A 26054-nucleotide genomic window follows, 5' to 3' on the forward strand; every position below is an offset into this window, starting at 1 on the left:
GATGAAGATCAGTGCAGGTCGTTGCGCCGGTACAGGCTCAGGCCCACCGCCAGCACCGCGAGCATGCCGGCGCAGCCACGGTTGATCCATTGCATGACCCGCGCCGAGAACGCGCGTACCGCATGGCGCCCGCCAAAGGCGTAGACGATCATCACCAGGCAATCGAGGGATGCCGTCACCAGTGCGAGGATCACGTACTGCTGCAGCACCGGCTGGTCCGCGCGGATGAACTGCGGCAGGAACGCCGAGAAGAACAGCAGCCCCTTGGGATTGGACAAACCGACGATCAGCGCCCTCAGGAAGGTCGAACGGCCGCTGACCGCGACCGCCGCGCCACTCACGCCCAGGGCCTTGACCGGCGCCCGCCAGAGCACCACCGCGAGGTACAGCAGGTAGCCCGCGCCCACCCATTTCACCAGGCTGAACAGTTGCTCCGAAGCCTGCAGCAGCGCGCCCAGACCACAACCCACGGCCGCGATGAGGATCAGGTCGGAGAGCATCGCCCCGGCCATGCCGAAGCCGGCCACGCGCATGCCGTGGGTGGCGCCGTTGTTCAGCGCCAGCAGCATGGCCGGGCCGGGAGTGACCATCACCGCGCTGGCGGCGATGACGTAGAGCAGAAGAGTCGAGGCGTCCATGACGGCTCCAGGCAGATCAAAGCGCGAAGGATGCCTGCACCACCGCCGCGCCTCAAGTCCCGCAGGAAATTCTTGCGAGCCGCCAACCAAACCGCCAAATCCCGGTCAAACCGGACAACCACCCCATGCTCCAGGAGTTTCATGTTCATTCGCGCCACTACCGCCCTGCTGCTCTGCCTCGGCCTTGCCGCCCCGGTTCCTGCCGCACCCGCCAGCCAGGGCCAGCCCGACGACCTGTTCACCCTGCTCGACAACGTTGCGCGCATGGCGTCCTCGGGCCTTGCCAGTTGGCTCACGCTGTCGCGGGACACTGCGCAGGCCAAAGGCGTCGAGCCGATTCCCCTGGATATCCGTGCGCAACTGGAGCCCTGGTACGACTTCCAGGTGCTGGACGCCGCGCGCTACCAGGTGGGCGATGCCCAGCAACTGGACGCCGCCGGTGCCTTCCTGCAGAACCCCGACGTGGCAGCGGTGACCCTGGTCGATGTGATCGTCTTCCGCAATGCCGAGGACGCCCGCGACAACGTCGCCCTCTGGGCCCACGAGCTCAAGCACGTGCAGCAATACCAGGAGTGGGGCGTGGACGGCTTCGCCACCCGCTACACGCGCAACTACGAGGCGGTGGAAGCGCCGGCCTACGCGATCCAGGCCGAAGTGGCCAAGTCCTTGCGTCTGGCCCCCGGCGGGCGCCTTGCCGGGCACTGAACGGCGCTTTTCCCACGGGACTTGCTCCCTGTCCGTCAGCCTGATTCCCGTCATCTCGTCAGGCAAGCGCCCGACGCCCCTCGATCCGGGCGCTGTGTCCGGTTGAAGGACCTTGAGCACATCTTGTAGGACTATTCATCTAATCGGCCTGAATTGTTCCACAGCTCTATACTCTGCGTACTCATCGAACCTGATTCGACGTATCGTGAGCGGCCCGTCTGAACCGGCGGTTTCCCCTCCTGAGTGACTCGGGAAAAATCCATTCCTGAAGCAGGAGTTCCCCAAGCGATGCACAAGATCCTCATCGTCGACGATCACCCCACCGTCCGTTTTGCCGTCCGCCTGTTGCTGGAGCGGGAAGGCTACGAGGTGGTCAGCGAGGCCCACGATGGCGTCAGCGCAGTGAGCATGAGCCAGGAACACAACCCCGAGGTGGTCATCCTCGACCTCGGCCTGCCCCGCCTCGATGGCCTCAGCGTGCTGGAGCGCCTGCGCGCCCTCGACCCGGCGCCGCGCATCATGGTCTTCACCGGCCTGCCGCCACGGCTGTTCGCCAAGCGCTGCATCGAGGCCGGCGCCTCTGCCTTCGTGCGCAAGGACGAAGACCTGCAGATCCTCGTCGGCGCGCTCAGGGCGGTGCTCAGCGGCTACTCCTACCTGCCCGACGCCTTGCGCATGGCGCCGCGCATGCACTCGGAAAGCGATCGCCTTGATCGCCTGTCCAACCGCGAGTTCGAGGTGATGCGCCAACTGGCCAAGGGTGCCACCAACCACGAGATCGCCGAGGCGATGATCCTCAGCTCTAAGACCATCAGCACCTACAAGACCCGCATCATGGACAAGCTGCAGGTCCGTTCCCTGGCTGAACTGCTGGACATGGCCAACCGCCATGAAATGATCTGAGGCGCAGATGCCACTTCGCCTGCTCATCGCCTGCAGCCTGCTCCTGCTGGCGCCCACGGCCCTGCCAGCGGCAGACGTCGCGCCCCGCGAACTGCTCGGACGCTCCCTGAGCAGCAGCGCGCCGCCGGCCCTGAGCAGTGCCGATCGGCAATGGCTGCAGCGCAAGCAGGTCCTGCGCCTGGGTACCTCGGCACCGGACTACCCGCCGTTCGATATCAACGTCAGCCAGCGTGACTATGAAGGGCTGACCGCCGACTATGCCGGCCTGATCGGCGAGCAACTGAAGATCCCCCTGGAAGTGCGCCACTATCCCGGCCGTCACGAAGCGATCCAGGCCCTGCAACGCGGCGACATCGACCTGCTGGGCAGTGCCAACGGCTACGAGGGTGCCAACCGCGAGTTGCTGCTGAGCCTGCCCTACGCCGACGACCAGGCGATCATCGCCACCCCGGTGGGCAAGCCGCGCAGCCCCGACGACGACCTGGCGGGGGTACGCCTGGCCATGGTCGATCATTACCTGCCGGTGGAGCGCATCCGCCAGGTCTACCCCCGCGCCAACCTGCAGCTCCATGCATCGAGCATGGCCGCGCTGTCGGCCCTGATCCAGGGCGATGCCGATGCCTTCATCGGCGATGCCATCAGCTCCGACTACCTGATCGGCAACCACTACCGCGACAGCGTGCAGATCGCCTGGTACGTCAAGCCGCTGCGCTCGTCCTTCAGCTTTGCCCTGGAACACGACAACACCACCCTGCTGCGGGTCCTGAACCAGGCCCTGGCCAGCCTTTCCGAAAGTGACCGGATCAATGTCGCCCGGCGCTGGAGCAGCGGCCTCAACAGCCCGCTGCTGAACCGCGGCGCGCTGGAACTGAACGCCGCCGAACAGGCCTGGATCCGCCAGCACCCCAGCGTACGGGTGGTGATCAACAAGTATTTCGCCCCCCTGACTTTCCTCGACGACAAGCAGCAGTTTCGCGGCATCACCGCCGACCTGCTGGAACAGGTCAGCCTGCGCACCGGCCTGCATTTCCAGATCATCGAGGCCGACAGCGTGGGACAGATGATCCAGAACGTGGAAAGCGGCGAGGCCGATGTGATCGGTGCCCTGCCCTACGGCGGCGACCGCGCCCGCAGCCTGAGCTTCACCCGTCCCTACCTGACCACGCCGCGAGTGCTGGTCACTTCCACCCACCCTGACGCACCGGACAGCGCCGACGCCCTGGAAGGCAAGCGCCTGGCGCTGATCCGCGGCACGCCGTACGCCGAAACCCTGCGCCGTGAACATCCCGGTATCGAGCTGGTGGAGGTGGACGACCCACTGGCATTGATGGAACACGTCGCCCAGGGCCGCGCCGATGCGGCGATCAGCACCCAGATCAACGCCGCCTACTTCATCAGCCGGCTGTTCAAGGACCGCCTGCGCATCGCCGCGCTGCTGGACGACAGCCCGGCCACCGCGGCCTTCGCCGTGGCCCGCGGCGACAACGAACTGCACGCCATCCTCGAAAAGACCCTGCTGAGCATCGAACCGGACGAAATGACCCAGCTTGCCAACCGCTGGCGCACCAACGCCTTGATCAGCGACAACCCATGGCGCAACTACCGCGGGCTGGTGCTGCAGATCCTCGTGGTCGCCGGCCTGGCGATCCTCGCCGTGGTGCTGTGGAACCGCAAGCTGCGGCGCCTGGTCGCCCAGCGCGAGGCGGCAGAACAGGCGCTGCAACGCCAGTTGCAGATCAGCGAGGGCCTGCTGGACGAACTGCGTCAGGCCAAGGAACAGGCCGACAGTGCCAACCACGCCAAGAGCACCTTCCTCGCCACCATGAGCCATGAGATCCGCACGCCGATGAACGCAGTGATCGGCTTGCTGGAGCTGGCCCTCAAAGATGGCGCCCAGGGCCGCGTCGACCAGGCGTCGTTGCAAGTGGCCTTCGACTCCGCCAGCGGCCTGCTGGAGCTGATCGGCGATGTGCTGGATATTGCCCGCATCGAGTCCGGGCACATGGCCCTGGCCCCCCGGCCGACCGACCTGCACGAGCTGGTCCGCGCCACTGCGCGGGTCTTCGAGAGCAGCGCGCGGCTCAAGGGCCTGGCGCTGCGCCTGGATTTGTCGCCGCCAGCGCGCCCCGTGTCGGTGGACCCGCTGCGCCTGCGCCAGGTCCTGGCCAACCTGCTGAGCAACGCGATCAAGTTCACCGAACACGGCGAGGTGCGCATCGGCCTGCGCCTGGAGGCCCAGGCCGAAGGTGTACACATCAACCTGTGGGTCGAGGACAGTGGCATCGGCATCAGCGCGGACGACCAGGCGCGGCTGTTCAGCCCCTTCGCCCAGGCCGGACAGCAGCCGGCGCGCCAGGGCACCGGACTGGGCCTGGTGATCAGCCGCACCCTGTGCGAACTGATGGGCGGCGCCCTGCACCTGTCCAGCGAGCCGGGGCATGGCACCCGCGCCGAGGCGGCCTTGCTGCTGGCCTGGGCCGACGAGCCGCAGGCCGCCACGGCAAGCGCGGCAGACACCCTGGCCGGCACGACGACCCTGAATATCCTGGTGGTGGACGACTACCCGGCCAACCTGATGCTGCTGGACAAGCAACTGCACGTGCTCGGGCACCGGGTCAGCCAGGCGGGCGACGGGGCGACAGCGCTGCAACTATGGCGCAAGGCCGATTTCGACGTGCTGATCACCGACTGCAACATGCCCGGCATGGACGGACACCAACTGGCCCGGGCCATACGCGCCGAGGAAGCCGCGAGCCAGCGCCGGCGCTGCCTGATCCTCGGCCTCACCGCCAATGCCCAGGCCGAGGAGCGCGAGCGCTGCCTGGCCTCCGGGATGGATGACTGCTTGTTCAAGCCGATTGGACTGGGCTCGCTGCGCAGCCACCTGGGCGGGCTGGTGGTGGCCGAGGAAGACGACAGCGGGTTCGACCTGGACGAGCTGCGTCACCTGACCCTGGATGATCCGCAGATGATCCAGCGCCTGCTGGCGCAACTGGTGGAGAGTACCCGGCAGGACCTCGCTGCCCTGCGCGCCCTGGGACCCGAGTCGCCGAGGCCGACGCTCAAGGCCCTGGCCCACCGGATTCGCGGCGGGATGAAGATACTCAAGGCGCGGGGGTTGGTGGATCATTGCGATGCGCTGGAGCGGGGCTGTGCCGACAATGCGCAAGACCATGAGCTGCAGATGCTCAAGCACGCATTGGAAGGGAGCCTGGAGCGATTATTGAAGCGGCTGGCATCCGGGGGTTGATCCAGATGCGGGCCTCATCCCCTCAGACCTTCTTGCGCAACCCCGGCAACCGCACCAGCGACCAGCCGGTCTCCGACTCCGACAAGGTCAGGCGGATCTCCTCCAGTTGCAGGGTATCGAGCAAGGTCGCCACCAGGTCACCGACCATCCAGTTCGCCGTGTTCGAGGCGATCACCCGCCCATCCGCCGACAGCAGCACGGCCTCGTGGTCCAGCTTCATCAGGCTGCGCACCAGCATGCGTTCCAGGTTGTGCAGCGACAGGTCCAGCCCCGCCACGCCGATGAAACGCCCCTGCACCAGGATCGGCATGGTGAAGGTCAGCACGTACATGTTGGTGCCGTAGAGGTCCACGTACGGCCCTTCGACCACGCACCTGCCGGTATCCCGCGGGCGGCGGTACCAAGGCATCTCGGTGTAGTCGTAGTAGTTCTCCCGGCGCCGGTCGAAGTTCGGCCGCAACGGCAGGGTCTTGCCGGCGTCGGCCAGGTACCACCATTCCAGGTGCATTTCCCGGTCGGCCAGGCCGTTGGGCTCGACGATCACCCCGCCACCACAACCGAAGGCGCCGGTGGCCAGCAACTGCCGGTCGATGGCCGGGCGCAGCGAGGCCAGGTCCCGCGCCAGCGGCTGGCGGCCCTCGGCGAGGACCCGTTCCCACAAGGCGCGGGTTTCCTCCACCAGCTCGCGGACCTGGCTGAAGATGCGTCCCAGGGTACTGTCCAGCTGCTGCGCGCAGGCGGAAAAGGAAGCGTTGTCGCTCGGAGCAAACATGGGATTACCTCACACAGGTTCGGCTTTTCTTCTTATGGGTTGCTGCTTCACTCGGCCTCGGCCAGCAATTCCAGGCGCAGGCTGATCAGGCGCTTGATGCCGCGATTGACGTGGGCCTCGGCCAGGGCTCCGGCCAGTACCGAATCACCGGCGACCAGTGCCTGGAGAATCGCCTGGTGCTCCTGTTCGACCAGGGTGATGTCACCGCCCCCGGCCGCCTCCATCCACAACAGCTCGCCGACTTCCGACTGCAGGCGCATCTCCGCGTGGGTCAGGCGCAGGGACTGCGCGGCGGCGGCCACTTCGATGTGGAAGCGTGCGTCGGCGCGGTGCCGGCCCAGGCGCGAACCGGCCTGGCGCAGCATGTCGATATGGTGGGCGATGCGAGCCTGCTGTTCCGCCGAGCTGCGCTTGGCCGCCAGGCGCGCGGCAGTACCGGAGATGGCGGTCTGTTCGTCGCCCAGATCACGCAGGTCCGGCCCGCTCATGTCGCGCAGGCGCTGCAGCAGCAGGGCCTCGGGCAATTCCACCGGGGCGCAGACGAAGCTGCCGCCATTGCGCCCGCGACGGGTCTCGATCAGGCCGCGCTGGCGCAGCACCACCAGGGCCTCGCGCAGGGTGACCGTGGCCACCCCCAATTGCAGGGCCAGTTCCGACTCGCTGGGCAACTGCTGGCCTTCCGCGAACAGCCCCAGTTCGATGGCTTCCACCAGGCGCCGGGCCACTTCATCGGTGCGCCCCTCCTGGCGCAGGCGGATGAACGCGGTGTTACGTGCACTGTTCAGGGCAGTCATTGCCTCTCCCTATCGAGCGCCTGACGGGCTCGGGCTAAAAATTCGGTTTCGCATCTTATAGCGAAGCACAGTCCGCTTGATAGCGCCTTATGACCTTCTGGTCAGTGCAATTCCGTCTTTTCAGGCTAGCAAGCAAATTTAAGATATGGTTTTATATGTTTAAGCCTTGCGCAGGCCCCGTGACCCAGCGCGCCTGTATTCATCAATAACTCCAAGCAGGAATACGCAATGCAAACCAGACTCCTGATCAACGGCCAACTGGTCGATGGCCAAGGCGACCCCTACGCCGTGTACAACCCGTCCGAGGGCGCCGTGCTGGTGGAGATTCCCGAAGCCAGCAGCGCCCAGGTGGATGCTGCCGTGCAGGCGGCCGACCAGGCCTTCGACGGCTGGGCACAGACCCCGCCGAAGGAGCGCGCCCACCTGCTGCTCAAGCTCGCCGACCTGATCGAGGCCAACGCCGAGCACCTGGCGCGCCTGGAGTCGCTGAACTGCGGCAAGCCCTACCAGGCCGCACTGAATGACGAAATCCCCGCCATCGCCGACGTGTTCCGCTACTTCGCCGGCGCCAGCCGATGCCTGTCGGGTTCGGCCGGCGGCGAATACCTGCCGGGCCATACCTCGATGATCCGCCGTGACCCGCTGGGGGTGATCGCCTCCATCGCGCCGTGGAACTACCCGCTGATGATGGTGGCGTGGAAACTCGCTCCCGCCCTCGCCGCCGGCAACACCGTGGTGCTCAAGCCGTCGGAGCAGACCCCGCTGACCGCCCTGGCCCTGGCCGAACTGATCGCCGGGCTGTTCCCCGCCGGCGTGGTCAACATCCTCTTCGGCCGCGGGCCGAGCGTCGGCGAACCGCTGGTGAATCATCCGCAGGTGCGCATGGTCTCGCTGACCGGCTCGGTGGCCACCGGCGCGCGGATCATCGCCAGCACCGCCAGCAGCGTGAAGCGCACGCATATGGAGCTGGGCGGCAAGGCCCCGGTGCTGATCTTCGACGACGCCGATATCGACGCCGCGGTCGAAGGCATCCGCGCCTTCGCCTTCTACAACGCAGGGCAAGACTGCACCGCTGCCTGCCGCCTGTACGTGCAGCGCGGGGTCTACGCGCGATTCGTCGAGCAACTGGGCGCGGCGGTCGCGACCCTGCGCATGGGCCTGCAGGACGATCCGCAGACCGAACTCGGCCCGCTGATCACCCGCGACCACCTGGAGCGCGTCGAAGGTTTCGTCAACCGCGCCAAGGCGCAGCCGCATATCCGCGTCATCACCGGCGGCCAGCGGGTCGATGGCCCGGGCTTCTTCTTCGAGCCAACGGTGCTGGCCGACGCCCGCCAGGACGACGAGATCGTCCAGCGCGAAGTGTTCGGGCCGGTGCTCAGCATCACCCCGTTCGACGACGAAGCGCAGGCCCTGGCCTGGGCCAACGACTCCGACTACGGCCTGGCTTCCTCGGTCTGGACCCGCGACGTCGGCCGCGCCAACCGTCTCGCCGCACGCCTGCAGTACGGCTGCACCTGGGTCAACACGCACCTCATGCTGGTCAGCGAAATGCCTCACGGCGGCATGAAGCAGTCCGGCTACGGCAAGGACATGTCGATGTACGGGCTGGAGGATTACACCTGCGTCCGTCACGTGATGTTCAAGCACTGATTCACCTGATGAAAACGCCTTCGTGGCGGCCGAAACAAAACATATAAAACCATAGGCAATATGGCCAAGGCGTCCGCGCTGACCGCCATGGCCGTCCCGCGTGCCGGGACGGCGACTTACGAGGTCCGATCATGCTTATCACCGGCATCAAGAGCCGTCCGGTCTATGACCGGCTGCAACCCATGACGGGTGGCCAGCGCCACCTGGTCGCGGGCCAGGGCAGCGGCGGCGCGGCGATGCTGCGCCTGATCGCGGACATGTCCGCCGAACAGCGCCAGCACAGCACCCTGCTCTACTCCACCGAATCCTTCTCGGGGCACAACCACCTGAGCGAGCTGCTGGAAGTCCAGGCCGACGGCCTGGAGGTCTACGCCAGCAACCAGGCGCTGATCGCCGCCCTGCGCGAGCGCCTGGGTGCTGCGCAGATGGGCCTGCGCCTGTACCTCAGCGGCTCGGAAAGCTTCATCGGCACCGCCATGCAGGCCGCCAACGCGGTGGACCTCAACCGCGACGAAGTGCTGCGCGAACACAGCGGCACCCTGGTCCGCCGGGTCTGGTGCGCGCACTGCGACACCTACACCGAGAACGTCACCCATCGCGTCTTCACCTGCCCCGGTTGCCAACTCGACCTGGTAGTGCGCGACCACTATTCCCGCCGCCTGGCCGCCTTCCAGGGCATCAAGGCCGATGGCGAAGTCCCGGGTGAAATGCCTGCCGCCGAGGAGCTCGACACATGAATACCCATAACGGCACCCTGAGCGTGCGCGTCTCGCGCATCGAGCCGCTGACCCCGGAAATCACCCGCTTCACCTTCGTCGACCCAAGCGGCAGCCACCTGCCCGCGTTCTCTGGCGGCAGCCATGTGGTGGTGGTGCTCGAAGACGGCGACAAGACCCACCGCAACGCCTACTCGCTGATGAGCTCGCCGTACGATTCCAGCGTCTACCAGATCGCCGTTCGCCGGGTCGCCGACGGCCGTGGCGGCTCGCGTTTCCTGCATGACAATGTCAGCGAAGGCGACCTGCTGCAGATCCTCCAGCCGGCCAACCTGTTCCCGCTGGCCAAGCATGCCCGCCAGCACCTGTTCATCGCCGGCGGCGTGGGCATCACCCCGGTGTACTCGCAACTGGAAGAGCTGGAACTGAAGCGGGCCGCGTTCGAGCTGCACCTGGCCGTGCGTGGCCCCGAGCACATCGCCCTGGGGCGCGAGCTGCAAGCGAAGTACGGCTCCCGCGTGCATCTGTACGTGCAAGGCCAGGACACGCGCATGGACATCGCGACCATTCTGGCCGGCCGTCCGCTGGGCAGCCACGTCTACGTGTGCGGCCCGGACAGCATGATCGACGACACCATCGAGAGCGCACACGCCCTCGGCTGGACCGACAGCCACATCCATTACGAGCGCTTCGTCGAGCAAGGCTCCAGTGGCCAGCCGTTCAGCGTCACCCTGGCGCGCCAGGGCGTGACCATTGAAGTCCCCGCCGAACAATCGCTGCTCGAAGCCGCCGAACAGGCCGGCTACAAGGTGCCGTACCTGTGCCGCGGCGGTGCCTGCGGTTATTGCGAAACCGAAGTGCTGGACGTCGAGGGTGAGCTGGACCACCGCGACGACTGGCTCAGCGAGGAAGACAAGCTGAGCAAGCGCAAATTCATGCCGTGCGTATCCCGGGCCAACTGCAGCCGCCTGGTCGTGGACCTCTGAGACAGGACAACAACAAATGACCGTATTCAAACCGATCGAAAGCTACGCCGACCTCGACACCAAGGGCTTCACCTACGCCAACAGCCGCGAGGCGGTGCTGCGCCTGCCCTTCCCCTACCCGGAAGACCAGTACATGTACTCGATGAACGTCGAGCCCCATGTGCCGTTCGGCAGCGGCGCCCTGCGCGCCCAGTTCGACATCGACGAGCACTACATCTCCGAGTGCCATCACCGCGCGCAGATCCTCGAAAGCCAGCCGGGCATCCACTACGCTGCCCTGCCGCACATGATGGAAGCGCAATGGGATTTGCTGGAGCTGTTGATGGAGTCGTATTCGCGCGACTTCCCCGAGCATTTCAGCCTGGAGAAGAACGGCAGCCAGTGGCACTGGATCAACCGTCCGCTGGGCATCGACGAGCGTTTCGTGTTCGGCGATGCCAGCACCCTGCCGATGGACCCGATGGAGTACATCACCCGCCAGGCCCAGGGCGAGTTCATCCTGCTCGAAGAGCGCGACGACACCCTGGTGATGGGTGCCGGCATGGCCACCCAGCGCGCCGACTACTCGCTGCGCTTCAACCTCGGCATGAGCTTCATGGAATTCCACGGCCCGGTACCGAAGCTGCACGAGATGGGCATCCTGCAGCGCGCGCTGAAGTTCCTCCTGCGCCTGCGTCCAGGGCACCCGGTGCGCCGCACCAACTGGTCGATCACCGTCAACCCGCGCCTGGAAACCTCCGCCGAGACCCTGCCGGACTGGGCCCCGGACCGCACCACGGTGACCGCCGAGAACGCCGGCGAGCTGGTCAACCTTCGTATCGAGCTGCAACCGCTGCACCGCCTGCCGCGCAGCAACGCCGTGCTGTTCCCGGTGCGCACCTACCTGGTGAGCCTGCAACAGCTGGCCGACTTCGCCCCGCAATGGGCCAAGCGCATGCACCGGGTGATCCGTGACCTGGACCAGGAGTTGGTGGACTACAAGGGCTTCACCCGCTATCGCGACGCCATGGTCACCTGGCTGTCGCAATACGACGACGGGACGCCAGTCGACGAAAGTCAGCAATGAAAAAACCACGAGCGCGCCGATAATGGCGCGCTTTTTTGCGTGCAATCCGGGAAAAACACAATGAAAACAATACGTAATTTCCTGCCCGAGAGCTGGAGCCTGGTGTTCTCCGCGGCAGCGTCCGCCTACGGTGTCGGCCTGCTCGGCCTGTGGGCCCTGCCGTTCCTGATCAGCGCGATCATCCATGACCTGCAATTGAACGAGGCCCAGGCCGGGCTGCTGATGTCGGCAGAATTCGGCTTCACCATGCTCGCCTCGCTGCTGGTCGCGCCATTCATGGGCCGCGCGCCACGGCGCACCCTGGCCCTCGCCGGGACCCTGCTGGCGGTCGCCGCCAACCTGGTCAGCGCCAATGTCGACAGCCTCTACCTGCTGGCCGCGGTGCGCTGCGTCGCCGGTATCGGCGCTGGCCTGGCCCTGGCCTGCGGCAATGCCGCGGTCTCCAGCGCCAAGCAGCCGGACCGCATCGCCGGGCATATGAACGTGCTCTCGGTACTGCTGATGATCGTGGTGATGCTTGGCTATGCCAAGGTCATGGCGCTGTACGGCCTGTCCGGGCTGTATTACGCCATGGCGGGCACCATGGCGCTGATGCTCCTGGCGATCCCGGCCATGGCCCAGCGCGCGCCGGTGGTGGAAACCCTGGTGGTGTCCTCGACGGATGGCAAGGGCAATGTCCTGCTGACCCTGCCGGCCATCTGCATGATGCTGGCGATGTTCGTGTTCCAGGCCCGCGACACCATGGGCTGGGCCTTCGTCGAACGGATCGGGACCATGGTTGGCTACAGTGGTGACGAACTGGGTGTCCTGCTTTCGGTGCAGTCGGTGGTCGGCCTGATCGGACCGCTGCTGGCGGCCATGGTGGGCAAGCGCTTCGGCATGAGCACGCCGGTGATCCTCGCGGTGCTGCTGACCGGGGCCACCAGCCTCAGCTACGTGCTAGGCGAGCACTCGAAGACGCTGTACACGGCGGGCGTGATGACCATCTGCGTCACCTACTTCTATGCCCTGAGCTACCTGACCGGGCTGGCGGCAGAGCTGGACCGTGAAGGGCGGGTGGTGGCGGCGGCCGGCAGCTTCCTCAGCCTGGGCCTGGCGGTGGGGCCGGCAATTTCCGGCGGGTTGATCTCGCTGGGCGGGTTCACCCTGGCGGCCTGGGGGATCGCGGTGACGGTGGTGCTAACCCTGGCGCTGGTGAGCGTGCCGCTGGCGCGGATCCGTCGCGAGCATGTGGTGGCGCAGCTGGCTGCGGCGGTCTGATCGGCCTCGGTCACATCATCGTGGCCCATGTGGGAGCGGGTTCACCCGCGATGAGGGCGGTGAACCTGGCATCGTCATCGCGGGTAAACCCGCTCCCACAAGGTCCGCGACCCATGCTGCAATAGGGCCCTCACAGGCCCCTAGTGCAATTGCAGTGTCGAGTTGATCTGGCTGATCGCATCCACCACATGCCGTGACCCCTGCTGGATCTCCAGGATCACCTCCCCCGCCTCGTTGGCCAGTTCCACACCCAACCCGGTCCGGCTCAGGCTGGATTGCATGCTGGCCACCGCATTCAGCGAAAGATCATGGTTCTGCCGCACCACCTCGACGATCTCCAGGGTCGCCTTGCTGGTGCGCGCCGCCAGGTTGCGCACTTCCTCCGCCACCACGGCGAACCCTCGCCCGTGCTCACCGGCCCGCGCCGCTTCGATGGCGGCATTCAAGGCCAGCAGGTTGGTCTGGTCGGCAATCCCGCGGATGGTCAGGACGATCTGCCCGATCAGTTCCGACTGGCGGTTCACCGCATCGATATTGCGCGCCGCCTCGTTGAGGTCATGGGAAATCTCCTCGATCACGTGCACGGTCTGCTGCACCACCTCCGAGCCCTTGCGCGCGCAGGCGTCGTTCTGCACCGACGTGGCATGGGCGGCCTCGGCAGCGGACTGCTGGGTGCTGACCTGCTGGGTGATGTCGCTGGCGAACTTGACCACCTTGTACAGGCGGCCCTTGGTGTCGAAGATAGGGTTGTACGAGGCCTCCAGGTAGACCATCTGCCCCAGCTTGTTGACCCGCTCGAAGCGGTGCGAATGGTATTCGCCGCGGTTGAGCGAGGCCCAGAACGCCTTGTACGCCGATGATTCGCTCTCGCTCTTGTGGCAGAACAGGCTGTGGTGCTGGCCGATCACCTCGTCGAGGCGGTAGTGCATGGTATTGAGGAAGTTGTCGTTGGCGGTGATCACCCGCCCTTCCGGGGTGAACTCGATCACCGCCATGGAGCGGCCGATGGCGTTGAGCAGGCAGTCGGCCTCGTGCTCATGCACCACCCGCCGGGTGATGTCGCTGGCCACCTTGATGATGCTGGTGACCACGCCATGCTCGCCGAGCACCGGCATGTAGCTGGCCTCCAGCCAGATTTCCTCGTGCTTGCGGTTGAGGCGCAGGAAAGTGCCGCTGCGCGGCTGGCCGTGGGCCAGGTCGCGCCAGAGCTGGCGGTATTCCTCGGTCTTGACGAAGGCTTCTTCACAGAAGATCCGGTGATGCTGGCCGCGGATCTCGTCGATGCCGTAGCCCATGGCTTTGCAAAAATGCTCGTTTGCGTCGAGTACTACTCCATCGGGGCTGAACTCGATCATGGCCATGGAACGGCTGATCGCTGCCATTTTTGCGTTGGCTTCAGCCAGCGCCCGATTACACCGCTCGATTTCTGCCAGATCCGATTTGCGATGGGAGTCGAACATGGTTACGCACACTCCATTGGCGGAATTGTGCTCAGCATAGATGGGCCGAAGCGCCTGGCAAGCCAGTTGCCAGCACCATTTATCGGCTGATGTTCAACTGCTTTCGCGCATCATCAGTTCAAAGCCCAGGTCACGCGTGGCCTTCTGCCGGCCCTTGCCGTCCAGCAGGTCGAGCAGCGCCTGGGCCGCCTGCTGACCGACGGCGGCCAGCGGCGTGCGGATCGAGGTCAGCCGCGGAACCATGTGCGCCGAGGCCGGCAGGTCGTTGAAGCCGACCATGGCCACCTGCTCCGGCACGCGGACGCCCTGGCGCTGGGCCTGGAAGATAGCGCCGTGGGCCAGGTCGTCGTTGCAGAAGAAGATGCCGTCGACGTCGCCATGGCGCGCCAGCAACTGGCTGAACAGCTCGCCGCCGAGGGCGATGGAGGACGGTTGCGGGACCATGAGTTCCAGGCGGGCGTCATGCAGCCCGGCTTCGCCGAGGGCGCGACGGAAACCTTCGGCGCGTTGCAGGACGCGGGGATCGAGTTGGGCGGCAATGAAACCGATGCGACGGCGGCCGCGTTGCAACAGGTGGCGGGCGGCGGCATAGCCCGCGTCCTGTTGGGAAAACCCGACACAGACGGCGTCGTCGTGGCTGTCCAGTTCCATCATGTGCACCCGCGGCACGCGGCTGGCGTCGAGCATCTGCCGCGCAGCGTCGCTGCGCTCCAGACCGGTCAGCAGCAAGCCGCGAGGCTGGCAGGCCAGGTAATTGCGGATCAGGCTTTCCTCGATGGCGGCATCGTAGCGGTAGTTGCCGATCAGCACGTCGAGGCCGCGAGGGCGCAGGACATCATGGATGGCGTCGAGCGTCTCGACGAACAGCTGGTTGGACAGCGACGGGATCAGCACCACCACCGACTGGCTCTGTGCCGAGGCCAGGGCGCGGGCAGCGGGGTTGGCGACATAGCCCAGTTCGGCAGCGGCGGCCTTGACCTTCGCCACCAGCTCCGGCGCCACCGTGGCCACGCCGCGCAGGGCACGGGACACGGTGATCGGCGAGACGCCGGAAAGCCGGGCGACTTCGGCGAGGGTGGGACGTCCGGTGGTGCGGGAGCCGGTGCGGGTCATGAGATCTCGGGTGAGGCGGGAAAGCCGGGTAGGTTAGTGGCCGACCGGCACACTGGCAACCTCACCGGCCCCAATCGAGGCATGGGTATCTACATATCTCATCCCGAGCTGGATACAGGAGCCGAAAAGGCAAAGCGGTCCCTGTGGGAGCGGGTTCACCCGCGATTACGGCAGTGAATTCACCATAGCAATCGCGGGTAAACCCGCTCCCACAGGCTCCGCGCTTCACTTGACCGAGCCCCATGCTCATCGAAGGCAAGGTCGACGATCAGAACGCCGCCTTGAACACCGCCTCGATCTCCGCCTGGCTCGCCGGCCGAGGGTTGGTCAAGCCACAGGCATCCTTCAAGGCATTGGCGGCCAGGATCGGCACATCCTCCACCTTGGCCCCCAGCACCGCCAATCCTTCCGGAATCCCGATATCCCGGCTCAAGCGCTCGATCGCCGCGATCGCCGCACTGGCGCCCTGCTCCGCATCCAGCTCACGGATCTCCACGCCCAGCGCCCCCGCCACATCCCGCAGCCGTGCGGCGCAGACCCGGGCGTTGAAGCGCTGGACATGGGGCAGCAACACCGCATTGCAGACCCCGTGCGGCAGGTCGTAGAAGCCGCCCAGCTGGTGCGCCATGGCATGCACATAGCCCAGCGAGGCATTGTTGAACGCCATCCCGGCGAGGAACTGCGCGTAGGCCATGGCCTCCCGTGCCTGCAGGTCCTCGCCGTCGGCCACCGCCTGGCGCAGGTTGGCGCTGATCATTTCGATGGCCTTCAACGCACAGGCATCGGTGATCGGCGTCGCAGCCGTCGACACATAGGCCTCCACCGCGTGGGTCAGGGCATCCATGCCCGTGGCAGCGGTCAGCGACTTCGGCATTGCGACCATCAGCGCCGGGTCGTTGACCGAAAGAATCGGCGTGACGTTACGGTCGACGATGGCCATTTTCACGTGGCGCGACTCGTCGGTGATGATGCAGAAACGGGTCATCTCGCTGGCGGTGCCGGCAGTGGTATTGATCGCCACCAGCGGCAACTGTGGCCGGGCCGAACGGTCGACCCCCTCGTAGTCGGCAATCTTGCCGCCATTGGTGGCGCACAGGGCGATGCCCTTGGCGCAGTCGTGGGGCGAGCCGCCGCCGAGGGAGATGACAAAATCGCATTGCTCGCGCAACAGCAGCGCCAGGCCCTGCTCGACGTTGGCGATGCTCGGATTGGGCTTGGCGCCATCGAACACCCGCGAGTCGATATCACGCACCGCCAATTGCTCGGCAAGGCGCGTGGCCACCCCGGCTTTCGCCAGGCCGGCATCGGTCACGATCAGGGCCTTGCGCAGGCGCAGGCCGACGATGGCGTCCAGCGCTTCCTTCAGGCAATCGATGCCCATGATGTTCACGGCGGGAATGAAAAACGTGCTGCTCATGGCGGATTCCTCATCTGGCGTCACTCAATGCATTCAGCATCCGCCGGTGACGGGCAGCACGTGTTGATCCAGGGCAATCTCAGCCGAGGAACAGGCGATACGCCGGATTATCGGTCTCGTCCCAGTAGCGATAGCCCATGGCGTCGAGCAGGCCCGGCAGGTCGCTGCGCTCGTCCTCCGGCACTTCCAGGGCGGCGAACACCCGGGCGTCGGCGGCACCGTGGTTGCGGTAGTGGAACAGGCTGATGTTCCAGCGCTTGCCCAGGCTTTCCAGGAAGCCCAGCAACGCCCCCGGACGCTCGGGGAATTCGAAGCGCAGCACGCGCTCGTCCGCGCCCGGCCCGGCATGGCCGCCGACGGTGTGGCGGATATGCAGCTTGGCCAGTTCATTGTCCGTCAGGTCGAGCACCTCGTAGCCCTGCTCCCGCAGGCTGGCCAGCAACGCCTCGCGCGGATCGCTGACCGGGTGGGTCTGCACGCCGACGAACAGCCGCGCCTCCTTGCCCGGGTAGTAGCGGTAGTTGAACTCGGTGATCTGGCGTCGGCCCAGGGCCTGGCAGAAGGCGCGGAAGCTGCCCGGGCGCTCGGGGATGGTCACCGCGATCACCGCCTCGCGCTGCTCGCCCAGTTCGGCGCGCTCGGCGACATGGCGCAGGCGGTCGAAGTTGACGTTGGCCCCGGAGTCGATCGCCACCAGGGTCTGCCCGCTGACACCACGGGCCGCCACGTACTTCTTGATCCCGGCCACGGCCAGGGCGCCGGACGGTTCGGTGATGGAGCGGGTGTCGTCGTAGATGTCCTTGATCGCCGCGCACAGCTCGTCGCTGCTCACCGTGATCACCTCGTCGACGTAGTGCCGGCAGATCTCGAAGCAATGGGCACCGATCTGCGCCACCGCCACGCCATCGGCAAAAGTGCCCACCTGCGGCAACACCACCCGCTCACCGGCAGCCAGGGCGGCCTGCAGGCAGTTGGAGTCCTGCGGCTCGACGCCGATCACCTTGACCTCGGGACGCAGGTATTTGACGTAGGCGGCGATCCCGGAGATCAGCCCGCCACCGCCCACCGGAACGAAGATCGCATCCAGCGCGCCCGGTTGCTGACGGAGGATTTCCATGGCCACGGTGCCCTGCCCGGCGATCACGTCCTGGTCGTCGAACGGCGGCACGAAGGTGGCGCCATCGCGCTGCGCCAGTTGCAGGGCATGGGCCAGGGCGCGGGGAAAGGCATCGCCGTGCAGCACCGCATGGCCGCCGCGGGAACGCACGCCCTCGACCTTCAGCGCCGGGGTGGTTTCCGGCATCACGATGGTGGCCTGGATGCCCAGCTCGCGGGCCGCCAGGGCCACCCCTTGGGCATGGTTGCCGGCGGACGCGGTGATCACGCCACGGGCGCGCTGTTCAGCGGTCAGCTGGCTGAGACGGTTGTAGGCGCCGCGGATCTTGAAGGAGAAGGTTGGTTGCAGGTCTTCGCGCTTGAGCAGCACCTGGTTGCCCAAGTGCGCCGACAGTGCGCGGGCAGGCTGCAGCGGCGTTTCAATGGCCAGGTCATACACCGGAGCGGAGAGGATCCGCCGCACGTAGTCCGACAGCAGGTTCAGGGCGCCAACGGGTGCGGTGGGGCAAGCGGTGAGGCTGGTCATCGGTAACTCCTGGTTTTTTCAAAGAGCCCAGGAGTCGAGAGAAAGAACCCGCCTCCAGGGCGGGTTCGGTGCAAGTGCCAGCTAGCCCGCCAATCCGATAATGGCGGTAATAATGCTGCTGGTTGGCAAGTGCGGGAAGGTATTCATGGAGGTCGAAACTAGCGAAACGTTTTTGCCAAGTCAACGATTGATTCAGAAAGTTGCCGAGAACACCCTCGCAAAGCCTTCAAGCGCACCAAAAGAGCCCACCCTGATTGGACAACGCCGGACTCCACTGCTTGTATCTAGTTCCTGCACCCATGCACCCGCGTATGACTCACTCAACTGAGAGGCCGGACCATGAGCGAAGGAATGCCCTGTAAAGTCATGATGGTTTTCGGCACCCGCCCGGAAGCGATCAAGATGGCGCCACTGGCCCGGGTCCTGCGCACATGGCCCGGCATCGAGCTGAACATCTGCTCCACCGGCCAGCACCGGGAAATGCTCCAGCAGGTCCTGCAGGACTTCGGCCTGAAGGTCGACGAAGACCTCCAGGTGATGACCCAGAACCAGACCCTCAACAGCCTTTCGCAACAGCTGCTGGCCCATATCGACGGCGCCTACGAGCGCTTCAAGCCACGCATCGTGCTGGTCCACGGCGACACCACCACCAGCTTCATCGCTGCCCTCGCCGCCTTCAACCGGCAGATTCCCATCGGCCATGTCGAGGCCGGCCTGCGCACCGGCAACCTGCGCCAGCCGTGGCCGGAAGAAGCCAACCGGCGCCTGACCGGAGTCATCGCCGACCTGCATTTCCCGCCGACCCGGGATTCGCGCGACAACCTGCTGCGCGAAGGCGTGCCGCTGGAGCATATGGAAGTCACCGGCAACACCGTGATCGATGCCCTGCTGTGGATGCGCGAACACCTCAAGCACACGGCCTGGCACCCCGCCGCCGACTCGCCACTGGCGGCCCTGCGCGACGACCAGCGCCTGATCCTGATCACCGGCCACCGCCGCGAGAACTTCGGTCCCGGCTTCGAGCGCATCTGCCTGGCCCTGGCGGAACTGGCCCTGCGCTACCCGGACGTGCAGTTCGTCTACCCGGTGCACCTCAACCCGCAGGTGCAGAAGGCCGTGTATTCGGTGCTGTCCAACCAGCCCAACATCCTCCTGGTGGCGCCGCAGGACTACCAGCATTTCGTCTGGCTGATGGACCGCGCCTACCTGATCCTCACCGACTCGGGTGGCGTCCAGGAAGAGGCGCCCGCCCTGGGCAAGCCGGTACTGGTGCTGCGCAAGGTCACCGAACGCCCGGCGGTGCTCGAAGGCGGCACGGTGATGCTGGTGGGCACCCACTCCGAACGCATCGTCAAGGAAACCCGCCACCTGCTCGATGACCCCGAGGCCTACGCGCGGATGAGCAAGGTGTTCTTCCCGGTGGGCGACGGCCACGCCAGCGAACGCATCGCCGAGCGCCTGCAGCGCTGGCTGGAGGAACACGCCAAGGGACCTGACGCCGCATGAGCCTGTTCTGGGTCGATGTCCTCACCTACATCCTGTTCGGCTTGAAGTGGCTGGCGATCATCCTCGCCAGCCTGATGTTCCTCCTCGGCCTCGATGACCTGTTCATCGACCTGGTCTACTGGGGCCGCAAGCTGATCCGCCGGTTCCGCATCTACGAGAAGCACGAGCGCGCCGACGAGAAGCGCCTGTTCGAGGCCAAGGAAAAGCCCCTGGCGATCATGGTCCCGGCCTGGAACGAGGTGGGCGTGGTCGGCGAGATGGCGCGCCTGGCCGCCTCGACCCTGGACTACGAGAACTACCAGATCTTCGTCGGCACCTATCCCAACGACCCGCAGACCCAGGCCGATGTCGACGCCGTGTGCCTGCACTACCCCAACGTGCACAAGGTGGTCTGCGCCCGCCCCGGCCCGACCAGCAAGGCCGACTGCCTGAACAACGTGATCGACGCCATCCTGCGTTTCGAGCGCGACGCGCGCATCGAGTTCGCCGGCTTCATCCTGCATGACGCCGAGGACGTGATCTCGCCGATGGAGCTGCGCCTGTACAACTACCTGCTGCCGAACAAGGACATGATCCAGATCCCGGTCTACCCCTTCGCCCCCGAGTGGCAGGGCTTCACCGCCGGGCACTATGTCGACGAGTTCGCCGAGAACCATGGCAAGGACGTCATCGTCCGCGAGGCGCTGACCGGCCAGGTGCCCAGCGCCGGGGTCGGCACCTGCTTCAGCCGCCGCGCCATCGGTGCCCTGCTGGAAGACGGCGATGGCATCGCCTTCGACGTACAGAGCCTGACCGAGGACTACGACATCGGCTTTCGCCTGAAGCAGAAAGGCATGAAGTGCATCTTCGCCCGCTACTCCATCAGCGACCCGCAACTGGCCCTGCAGCACACCTGGGTCCCTGGCATGAGCCGCGAGTTTTCCCAGGTGATCTGCGTGCGCGAGCACTTCCCGCGGGACTGGCAGCACGCTATCCGGCAGAAGTCGCGGTGGATCGTCGGCATCGTCTTCCAGGGCACCACCAACCTCGGCTGGAGCCGCAAGGGTGCGCTCAACTACTTCCTCTGGCGCGACCGCCGCGGCCTGTTCGCCTACCTGCTGAGTTTCCTGGTCAACCTGCTGCTTCTGGTGCTGCTGAGCATGTGGCTGATCACCCTGGTATTCCCCGAGGCCTGGCGCTTCCCCTCGATCCTGTCCGACAGCGCCCTGCTCAGCACCCTGCTCTGGCTCAACGGCTTGCTGCTGGTCAACCGCCTGTTCCAGCGCGGCTGGTTCGTCACCCGCTACTACGGGATCTTCCAGGGCCTGCTGTCGGCGCCACGGATGATGTGGAGCAACTTCGTCAACTTCTTCGCCAACGTCCGCGCCTTGCGCCAGGTCCTGGAAATGGGCGATTCGCGGCGGGTGGCCTGGGACAAGACCACCCACGAGTTCCCCGCCCTCGCCGCCCCGGCACGCACGCCGCTGGGCCATCGCCTGGTGGAGAAAGGGCTGCTCAGCGAGGACCAGCTGCAGGCGGCCATCACCGCCCCGGAACGCCGCCGTCTCGGGCGCGAGCTGCTGGTACGCGGGCTGATCGACAGCGAGCAACTGGTCGAGACCCTGGCCGAGCAGTTGGATATGCCCTGGGCGCCACTGAACCCGTTCCAGATCGACCGACAACTGATCGCCCAGTTGCCGCGCCACCTCGCCGTGCACTATGGAGTGCTGCCGGTGGCCGTGGAAGGCGAGACCCTGGTGCTGGCCAGCGAAAGTCCGGTCAGCCAGGTGTCCCTCGGTGCCATCAGCCGCCAGCTCAAGCGTCCGGTGAGCTGCCGCCTGGCCCCGCAGGGTCGGGTCACCCTCGGCCTGCGCTACAACTACCCCAGCCCCTGGCAGAAGGAGGAAACCCGGGAAATGCTCGCGGTACTCGAACGGCATCAGGACGACGCCGAGCTGATCGAGCGGGTCAGCCATCACCAGGTGCTGCTCGGCACCCTGCTGCAGACCCGCGGCATGGTCCCGGCGACCCTGTTCAACCAGGTGATGATCGATTTCCACCCGGAACGCACCAGCCTGGGCGACTACCTGATCGAGCGCGGCATCATCACCCGCCAGGTGCTGGAGGAAGCCCTGGCCGAACAGGCTGCCGAGCAGCAAGCGGCGCACCGGATCATCAAGGAGGTGGCATGAGTACGCGCCTGCCGCTGGCCGCCACCAGCCTGCTGCTATGCCTCTCCGGCCTGCAGGCCGTCGCCGCGCCGATGACCGATTTCGAGCGCTTCCGCAGCTACCCGTACATGGACCGCAGCTACCGCGAGGCGAAGAAGGACAACTGGGCGGAGGTGGAGCGCCTGACCCGCTACCTGCTGGATCGGGTGCCCAACAACGACGAGGCCCGTGCCCTGCTGATCCAGGCCATTGCCCATCAAGGCCGCTACCAGGAAGCCGAGGCAATGGCCGAGGCGCAAGGCCAGGACAGCGATGTGCTGCTGGAACTGCGCCTGGCCCGGATCGAGGAAGACCCACCCGCCGCCGACGTAGTCGAGCGCTGGATGAACGCCAGCCAGATCAACCAGCGCATTCGCCTGCGCCAGGCCTACAGCCTGAGCCTGGGCAAGCACTACGGCCCACAGCGGGCGCTGGACTGGTTGAACCAGTTGCGTCCGGGCCATGACGACAACATCCTGCGCCAGTCCCGGGCGACCTGGGCGGAACAGGTCGGCGACTGGGACGAAACCGTGCAGCAACTGGCACCGCTGGCCGCCAGCGGGCAGCTCGGCGCGGACGACTGGCAACGCCTGGCCAATGCCTACGTGCAGCGTCTCGACGATGCGCCGTTGCAGGCCCTGCTCAAGCAGGCGCCCTCCGAAGACGCCGCGCGCAAGACGCGCCTGGCCATGCTCGACCGCGCGGTCTCCATGGGCCATGAGCAACAGGCTCGGCGCTGGCTGCAAAGCCTGCCGGAAGCCGACCGCGACCAGCCGCAACACCGCGAGCAACTGCTGGAACTGGCGCGCCAGAGCGAAGACGGCGCGCTGGTGCAGGAACTGAGCAACGACCTCGGCAAATCCTGCCTGGACACCGCCGAATGGTTGTCGCGCAACGCGCCAGAGCATGCCCTGGAACAATTGCGCGAATGCCGTGCCGAGGACGACCCGAAGACCTGGCTGATCCTTGCCCAGCGCCTGCATGCCGCAGACCTCCTGCAAAACCAACGCTTGCCGGCGCCTTGGGACGCGCTGCGCCAGCAGCGGCTGCTGGAGGTGTGGCGCGAGGAAGGCCGCGACGACCTGGTCATGGCCTGGCTCGCCGCCCAACCCCAGACCCCGGCGATCCTCCAGCAGCGCGCCGAGCTATTGCAGCGCAGCGGACGCGGCAGCGATGCCAGCGCAGCCTGGGAACGTCTCTACCGGCAGACCGGCAGCCTGACCGCACTGGACCAGGCCACCTACCTGATGCTCAAGGCCGGACGCAACGACGCCGCCAGGGGCCTGCTGGAACAGGCGTGGGATCGCCATCAGGGCCGGCTTTCCGCGTCCTTGCTGCAGCGCCTGGCCGGGCTCTACAGCCAGACGGACGCACCGTTGGACGCCCGGCGCATCAGCGGCCTGGTGCCGCGGGTCGACGCCGCCAGCCGCGCCTTGCTGCTCGCCCGGCTCGCCGAAGCGGGCCAGTGTGACGCAGTGCGTGCGGCAATCCCCGGCGAGCCCGAGGAAATCGGCCAGTTGCGCGCCCTCGGACGCTGCGCGATGCCCGAGCGCCCGGGCGAAGCCGTGGTCTACTACCAGGCCGCCGAACGTCTTGGCGATCGCAGCAGCCGCCTGCCCCTGGCCTACGCCCTCGAAGCCGCCGGTGATTCCACCGGCGCCACGCGGATCTTCGACACCCTGCCCGCCACCGAATGGACCGACAATGCCCGCCTCACCGCCGCCCGCAGTGCCCTGAACGCCGGCAATGCCGAGCGTGCCGAACAGCACTGGCAGGCCGCCGGGCATCCGGCGGCAGATGACTGGGCCCTGGGCGCCAGCATCGCCCAGCGCCGCGGCGACCTGCCCCTGGCGCTGGAACGGCAGCGCCAGGCCCTGCAACGCCAGCCGCGGGCCGGGCACTACTACGACGCCTCGATCCTCGCCCAGCGCAACGGCGACCTGGCGCAAAGCAGCGCCTGGCTGGGCGAAGCGGTGCGTCTGGCGCCGGACAACCCGCGCTACCGCGCCGACTACGGCATGCGCCTGGCCGGTTCGCAGGACAAGAAGCAGCGGCGCCAGTCGATTGCCTATCTCGAACGGGCGACCCGCGACTTCCCCGAGGACTATCGCCTCGGCGAAACCCTGGCCTGGCGCTACGACGAAGTGGAAAACAGCGCCGCCGCCCGCCAGGAACTGCGCCGGGTCCTCGACGTGGAGCAGGACCTGGTGGACGGCGACGACGAATACGGCAGCCTCGAAGCGCGCAAGTACCGCCAGCGCCGCGCCCATGAAGCGCTGTCGCGGCGCGACACCGTGACTCTCACCAGCACCTGGTCGCCGGCCGGCACCTCGACCAACGACACCTTCCGCAACGAGCGCATCGACAGCCAGCGCCGCGCCCGTTCGCAGAACGTGCAGATGGCCATGTGGGACCATGCCCTCGGCGAAGAACCGAGCCGCAACGGCAGCACCCTGTCGGTCTACGGCCGCGTACTGTTCGGCGCCGGTGGCCGCAGCGACTACGCGCAGAGCATGGGCACCGGCGTCGGCCTGCGCTACAAGCCCCTGGGCCAGGCCAACCTCAATCTCTACGCCGAGCTGTATCACCAGCGCCAGATCGACGACGCGCACTACGACGGCCTGAGCCTCGGCCAGTTGTTCAGCCCGGGCAAGGTCGGCGGCAACTGGCGCGACCTGCGCAGCCATGCGCAGAGCAGCAACGACCTGCTGCTGCGGGCCACCGCTTCGTTCTTCGACCAGGGTGACTACCGCGCCGACTGGCGGGTCGACGAGGATGATTGGAACGAACGTTTCCTCTACCTCGACGCCGCCTGGTGGACCCGCGCCGGTGATCACCAATGGCTGTCGCGCTACCAGCAGGGGCACACCTGGAAACTGGACACCCGCTCGCCGCAGACCGTCATGCCCTACGGCTTTCTCGAATTCGGCAGCCAGGACCCGGGCAACGACTGGCGCCAGGACCTGCGCGCCGGGGTCGGCCTGCGCTGGCAATGGTGGTTCGACGATGACCGCTACAACGCCTACCGTGGCTCGCTCAAGGTGCGCAGCGAGTACCAGCAGTCCCTGGGTGGCAACCTTTACGAGCGCGCCAACGGCGTGCTGCTGGGCGTGGAGCTGACCTTCTGATGCGCCGGATCCTGCTGCTGTTGCTGTTCACCTGCCTGCCGGCCATGGCCGACCAGCGCATCATCTATCAACCCTTGACCCGCGATGCCGGGCTCAGCGCCGAGCAATGGCGCCAGCTGTGGCGCGACACCGTGCGCAATGGCGGGCGCACGCTGATCGTGCAATGGACGCGCTATGGCGACGAACGCTTCGGCGGTGCCGACGGCTGGCTCGCCAGCAGCCTGCGCCTGGCCCATGAGCAAGGGCTGGAACTGGTGATCGGGCTGCATCTGGACAGCGCCTACTACCAGCGCATCGACGAACTCGATGGCGCAGGGCTGGCGGCGTACTGGAAGGCCCAGCTGGGCGAATCCCTGGCCCAGCAACGCGAGGTTCGCGGCTGGAACCTGCCGGTGGCGGGCTGGTACCTGCCGATGGAACTGGACGACCTGCATTTCCAGGGCGAAGACCGGCGTGAAGCGCTGTTCACCCAGTTGCAGGAATTCAACCGCAAGCTCGATGCCCCCCTGCACCTCAGCGCGTTCACCGCCGGCAAGCTGGCGCCGGGGGTGCAGGCCAGATGGTTCGGGCAACTGGCCGGGTTGCACTTGAAACTCTGGTGGCAGGACGGCGCAGGCACCGGCCGCCTGCCGGCGCTGGTACGCCAGCAATATGCGACGGCGCTGCCCTGCGAGGTGGGGATCATTCGCGAAGCGTTTCGCCAGGTGAGCAAGGACGGCGAGCCGTTCCGGGCGGTGCCGATGAAGCCGGGGAACGGCGCCGGGTGTCATGCCGAGGCGGTGTTCGCCCTGAACTACCGGCCGTGGGCGAAGGTGCTGCCGAGCGCGCCATAGTCGTGAAGGACCGCTCCCACAGG

The 26054-nt window shown here is 66.5% G+C and carries 19 protein-coding genes and 1 pseudogene; 12 read left to right on the forward strand and 8 right to left on the reverse strand.

Annotated elements, in window-relative coordinates:
• Positions 1-8: 8 nt before the first annotated feature.
• Positions 9-638 (reverse strand): LysE family translocator, encoded by a 630-nt coding sequence (locus V0R59_RS13800; protein WP_330074809.1) that lies wholly within the window; start codon positions 636-638, stop codon positions 9-11.
• Positions 639-779: 141 nt separating this feature from the next.
• Here V0R59_RS13800 and V0R59_RS13805 point away from each other — a divergent pair, with 141 nt between their 5' ends.
• From V0R59_RS13805 to V0R59_RS13815, 3 genes are all read left to right on the forward strand, one after another.
• Positions 780-1343 carry an eCIS core domain-containing protein gene (locus tag V0R59_RS13805; protein WP_375547373.1) on the forward strand — a complete coding sequence of 188 codons (564 nt, stop codon included), beginning with the start codon at positions 780-782 and terminating at the stop codon, positions 1341-1343.
• Positions 1344-1631: 288 nt separating this feature from the next.
• Positions 1632-2246: a response regulator transcription factor gene (locus tag V0R59_RS13810; protein ID WP_330074810.1), complete on the forward strand. Its 615-nt coding sequence runs from the start codon at positions 1632-1634 to the stop codon at positions 2244-2246.
• Positions 2247-2253: 7 nt separating this feature from the next.
• Entirely contained in the window at positions 2254-5496 is a 3243-nt protein-coding gene (locus V0R59_RS13815) for a transporter substrate-binding domain-containing protein (protein WP_330074811.1), read from the forward strand.
• Between the two features lie 22 nt (positions 5497-5518).
• Here V0R59_RS13815 and V0R59_RS13820 read toward each other — a convergent pair whose 3' ends face one another.
• Positions 5519-6268: a cache domain-containing protein gene (locus V0R59_RS13820; protein WP_330074812.1), complete on the reverse strand. Its 750-nt coding sequence runs from the start codon at positions 6266-6268 to the stop codon at positions 5519-5521.
• Between the two features lie 47 nt (positions 6269-6315).
• Complete coding sequence (locus V0R59_RS13825; protein ID WP_330074813.1) at positions 6316-7062, reverse strand: FadR/GntR family transcriptional regulator; 747 nt, start codon at positions 7060-7062, stop codon at positions 6316-6318.
• Between the two features lie 228 nt (positions 7063-7290).
• On the opposite strand from V0R59_RS13825, the gene V0R59_RS13830 reads away from it, so the two are divergent.
• The 5 genes from V0R59_RS13830 to V0R59_RS13850 all read left to right on the forward strand — a co-directional run bounded on the left by V0R59_RS13830 (position 7291) and on the right by V0R59_RS13850 (position 12743).
• Positions 7291-8715, forward strand: coding sequence for a gamma-aminobutyraldehyde dehydrogenase (locus V0R59_RS13830; protein WP_330074814.1), 1425 nt, complete (start codon positions 7291-7293; stop codon positions 8713-8715).
• A gap of 131 nt (positions 8716-8846) precedes the next feature.
• Complete coding sequence (locus V0R59_RS13835) at positions 8847-9452, forward strand: dimethylamine monooxygenase subunit DmmA family protein (RefSeq protein ID WP_330074815.1); 606 nt, start codon at positions 8847-8849, stop codon at positions 9450-9452.
• Complete coding sequence (locus V0R59_RS13840) at positions 9449-10417, forward strand: PDR/VanB family oxidoreductase (protein WP_330074816.1); 969 nt, start codon at positions 9449-9451, stop codon at positions 10415-10417. Before V0R59_RS13835 ends, V0R59_RS13840 begins: the two co-directional genes overlap by 4 nt.
• A gap of 16 nt (positions 10418-10433) precedes the next feature.
• Positions 10434-11483 carry a heme-dependent oxidative N-demethylase family protein gene (locus V0R59_RS13845; protein WP_330074817.1) on the forward strand — a complete coding sequence of 350 codons (1050 nt, stop codon included), beginning with the start codon at positions 10434-10436 and terminating at the stop codon, positions 11481-11483.
• 60 nt (positions 11484-11543) lie between these two features.
• A complete protein-coding gene (locus V0R59_RS13850) occupies positions 11544-12743 on the forward strand; it encodes an MFS transporter (protein ID WP_330074818.1) in 1200 nt (399 codons plus the stop codon).
• 140 nt (positions 12744-12883) lie between these two features.
• Here the strand turns inward: V0R59_RS13850 and V0R59_RS31930 are convergent, their stop codons facing one another.
• The 5 genes and pseudogenes from V0R59_RS31930 to ilvA all read right to left on the reverse strand — a co-directional run bounded on the left by V0R59_RS31930 (position 12884) and on the right by ilvA (position 18375).
• Entirely contained in the window at positions 12884-13378 is a 495-nt protein-coding gene (locus tag V0R59_RS31930; RefSeq protein WP_375547374.1) for a methyl-accepting chemotaxis protein, read from the reverse strand.
• Between the two features lie 42 nt (positions 13379-13420).
• Positions 13421-14203: pseudogene (locus V0R59_RS31935) on the reverse strand (PAS domain-containing protein); the annotation flags it as partial.
• 93 nt (positions 14204-14296) lie between these two features.
• Entirely contained in the window at positions 14297-15316 is a 1020-nt protein-coding gene (gene gntR / locus V0R59_RS13860; RefSeq protein ID WP_330074820.1) for an HTH-type transcriptional regulator GntR, read from the reverse strand.
• Positions 15317-15584: 268 nt separating this feature from the next.
• Complete coding sequence (gene yiaY, locus V0R59_RS13865; protein ID WP_330074821.1) at positions 15585-16733, reverse strand: L-threonine dehydrogenase; 1149 nt, start codon at positions 16731-16733, stop codon at positions 15585-15587.
• 79 nt (positions 16734-16812) lie between these two features.
• Entirely contained in the window at positions 16813-18375 is a 1563-nt protein-coding gene (gene ilvA, locus V0R59_RS13870; protein ID WP_330074822.1) for a threonine ammonia-lyase, biosynthetic, read from the reverse strand.
• Between the two features lie 351 nt (positions 18376-18726).
• Here ilvA and wecB point away from each other — a divergent pair, with 351 nt between their 5' ends.
• Genes wecB through V0R59_RS13890 form a run of 4 tightly spaced genes read left to right on the forward strand, consistent with a single transcriptional unit; the run spans position 18727 to position 26031 of the window.
• Positions 18727-19881: a non-hydrolyzing UDP-N-acetylglucosamine 2-epimerase gene (wecB, locus tag V0R59_RS13875; protein WP_330074823.1), complete on the forward strand. Its 1155-nt coding sequence runs from the start codon at positions 18727-18729 to the stop codon at positions 19879-19881.
• Positions 19878-22052, forward strand: coding sequence for a cyclic di-3',5'-guanylate-activated glycosyltransferase NfrB (nfrB, locus tag V0R59_RS13880; protein ID WP_330074824.1), 2175 nt, complete (start codon positions 19878-19880; stop codon positions 22050-22052). Before wecB ends, nfrB begins: the two co-directional genes overlap by 4 nt.
• Positions 22049-25198 (forward strand): NfrA family protein, encoded by a 3150-nt coding sequence (locus V0R59_RS13885; RefSeq protein WP_330074825.1) that lies wholly within the window; start codon positions 22049-22051, stop codon positions 25196-25198. Before nfrB ends, V0R59_RS13885 begins: the two co-directional genes overlap by 4 nt.
• On the forward strand, positions 25198-26031 hold the full coding sequence (locus V0R59_RS13890; RefSeq protein WP_330074826.1) for a DUF4434 domain-containing protein: 834 nt from the start codon (positions 25198-25200) through the stop codon (positions 26029-26031). The genes V0R59_RS13885 and V0R59_RS13890 overlap by 1 nt, the downstream gene beginning before the upstream one ends.
• Positions 26032-26054: the final 23 nt, after the last annotated feature.

This window comes from Pseudomonas ulcerans (genome assembly GCF_036324125.1).
GTDB lineage: Bacteria > Pseudomonadota > Gammaproteobacteria > Pseudomonadales > Pseudomonadaceae > Aquipseudomonas > Aquipseudomonas ulcerans.

Excerpts from the sequence above, each read along its gene's own strand:
- V0R59_RS13800 (WP_330074809.1), bottom strand. The coding sequence starts at position 638 with ATGGACGCCTCGACTCTTCTGCTCTACGTCATCGCCGCCAGCGCGGTG.
- V0R59_RS13835 (WP_330074815.1), top strand. The coding sequence starts at position 8,847 with ATGCTTATCACCGGCATCAAGAGCCGTCCGGTCTATGACCGGCTGCAA.
- V0R59_RS13890 (WP_330074826.1), top strand. The coding sequence starts at position 25,198 with ATGCGCCGGATCCTGCTGCTGTTGCTGTTCACCTGCCTGCCGGCCATG.
- V0R59_RS13825 (WP_330074813.1), bottom strand. The coding sequence starts at position 7,062 with ATGACTGCCCTGAACAGTGCACGTAACACCGCGTTCATCCGCCTGCGC.
- V0R59_RS13820 (WP_330074812.1), bottom strand. The coding sequence starts at position 6,268 with ATGTTTGCTCCGAGCGACAACGCTTCCTTTTCCGCCTGCGCGCAGCAG.
- gntR (WP_330074820.1), bottom strand. The coding sequence starts at position 15,316 with ATGACCCGCACCGGCTCCCGCACCACCGGACGTCCCACCCTCGCCGAA.
- nfrB (WP_330074824.1), top strand. The coding sequence starts at position 19,878 with ATGAGCCTGTTCTGGGTCGATGTCCTCACCTACATCCTGTTCGGCTTG.
- V0R59_RS13850 (WP_330074818.1), top strand. The coding sequence starts at position 11,544 with ATGAAAACAATACGTAATTTCCTGCCCGAGAGCTGGAGCCTGGTGTTC.
- V0R59_RS13840 (WP_330074816.1), top strand. The coding sequence starts at position 9,449 with ATGAATACCCATAACGGCACCCTGAGCGTGCGCGTCTCGCGCATCGAG.
- yiaY (WP_330074821.1), bottom strand. The coding sequence starts at position 16,733 with ATGAGCAGCACGTTTTTCATTCCCGCCGTGAACATCATGGGCATCGAT.
- V0R59_RS13830 (WP_330074814.1), top strand. The coding sequence starts at position 7,291 with ATGCAAACCAGACTCCTGATCAACGGCCAACTGGTCGATGGCCAAGGC.
- V0R59_RS13845 (WP_330074817.1), top strand. The coding sequence starts at position 10,434 with ATGACCGTATTCAAACCGATCGAAAGCTACGCCGACCTCGACACCAAG.
- V0R59_RS13815 (WP_330074811.1), top strand. The coding sequence starts at position 2,254 with ATGCCACTTCGCCTGCTCATCGCCTGCAGCCTGCTCCTGCTGGCGCCC.
- wecB (WP_330074823.1), top strand. The coding sequence starts at position 18,727 with ATGCCCTGTAAAGTCATGATGGTTTTCGGCACCCGCCCGGAAGCGATC.
- V0R59_RS13810 (WP_330074810.1), top strand. The coding sequence starts at position 1,632 with ATGCACAAGATCCTCATCGTCGACGATCACCCCACCGTCCGTTTTGCC.
- V0R59_RS13885 (WP_330074825.1), top strand. The coding sequence starts at position 22,049 with ATGAGTACGCGCCTGCCGCTGGCCGCCACCAGCCTGCTGCTATGCCTC.
- V0R59_RS13805 (WP_375547373.1), top strand. The coding sequence starts at position 780 with ATGTTCATTCGCGCCACTACCGCCCTGCTGCTCTGCCTCGGCCTTGCC.
- ilvA (WP_330074822.1), bottom strand. The coding sequence starts at position 18,375 with ATGACCAGCCTCACCGCTTGCCCCACCGCACCCGTTGGCGCCCTGAAC.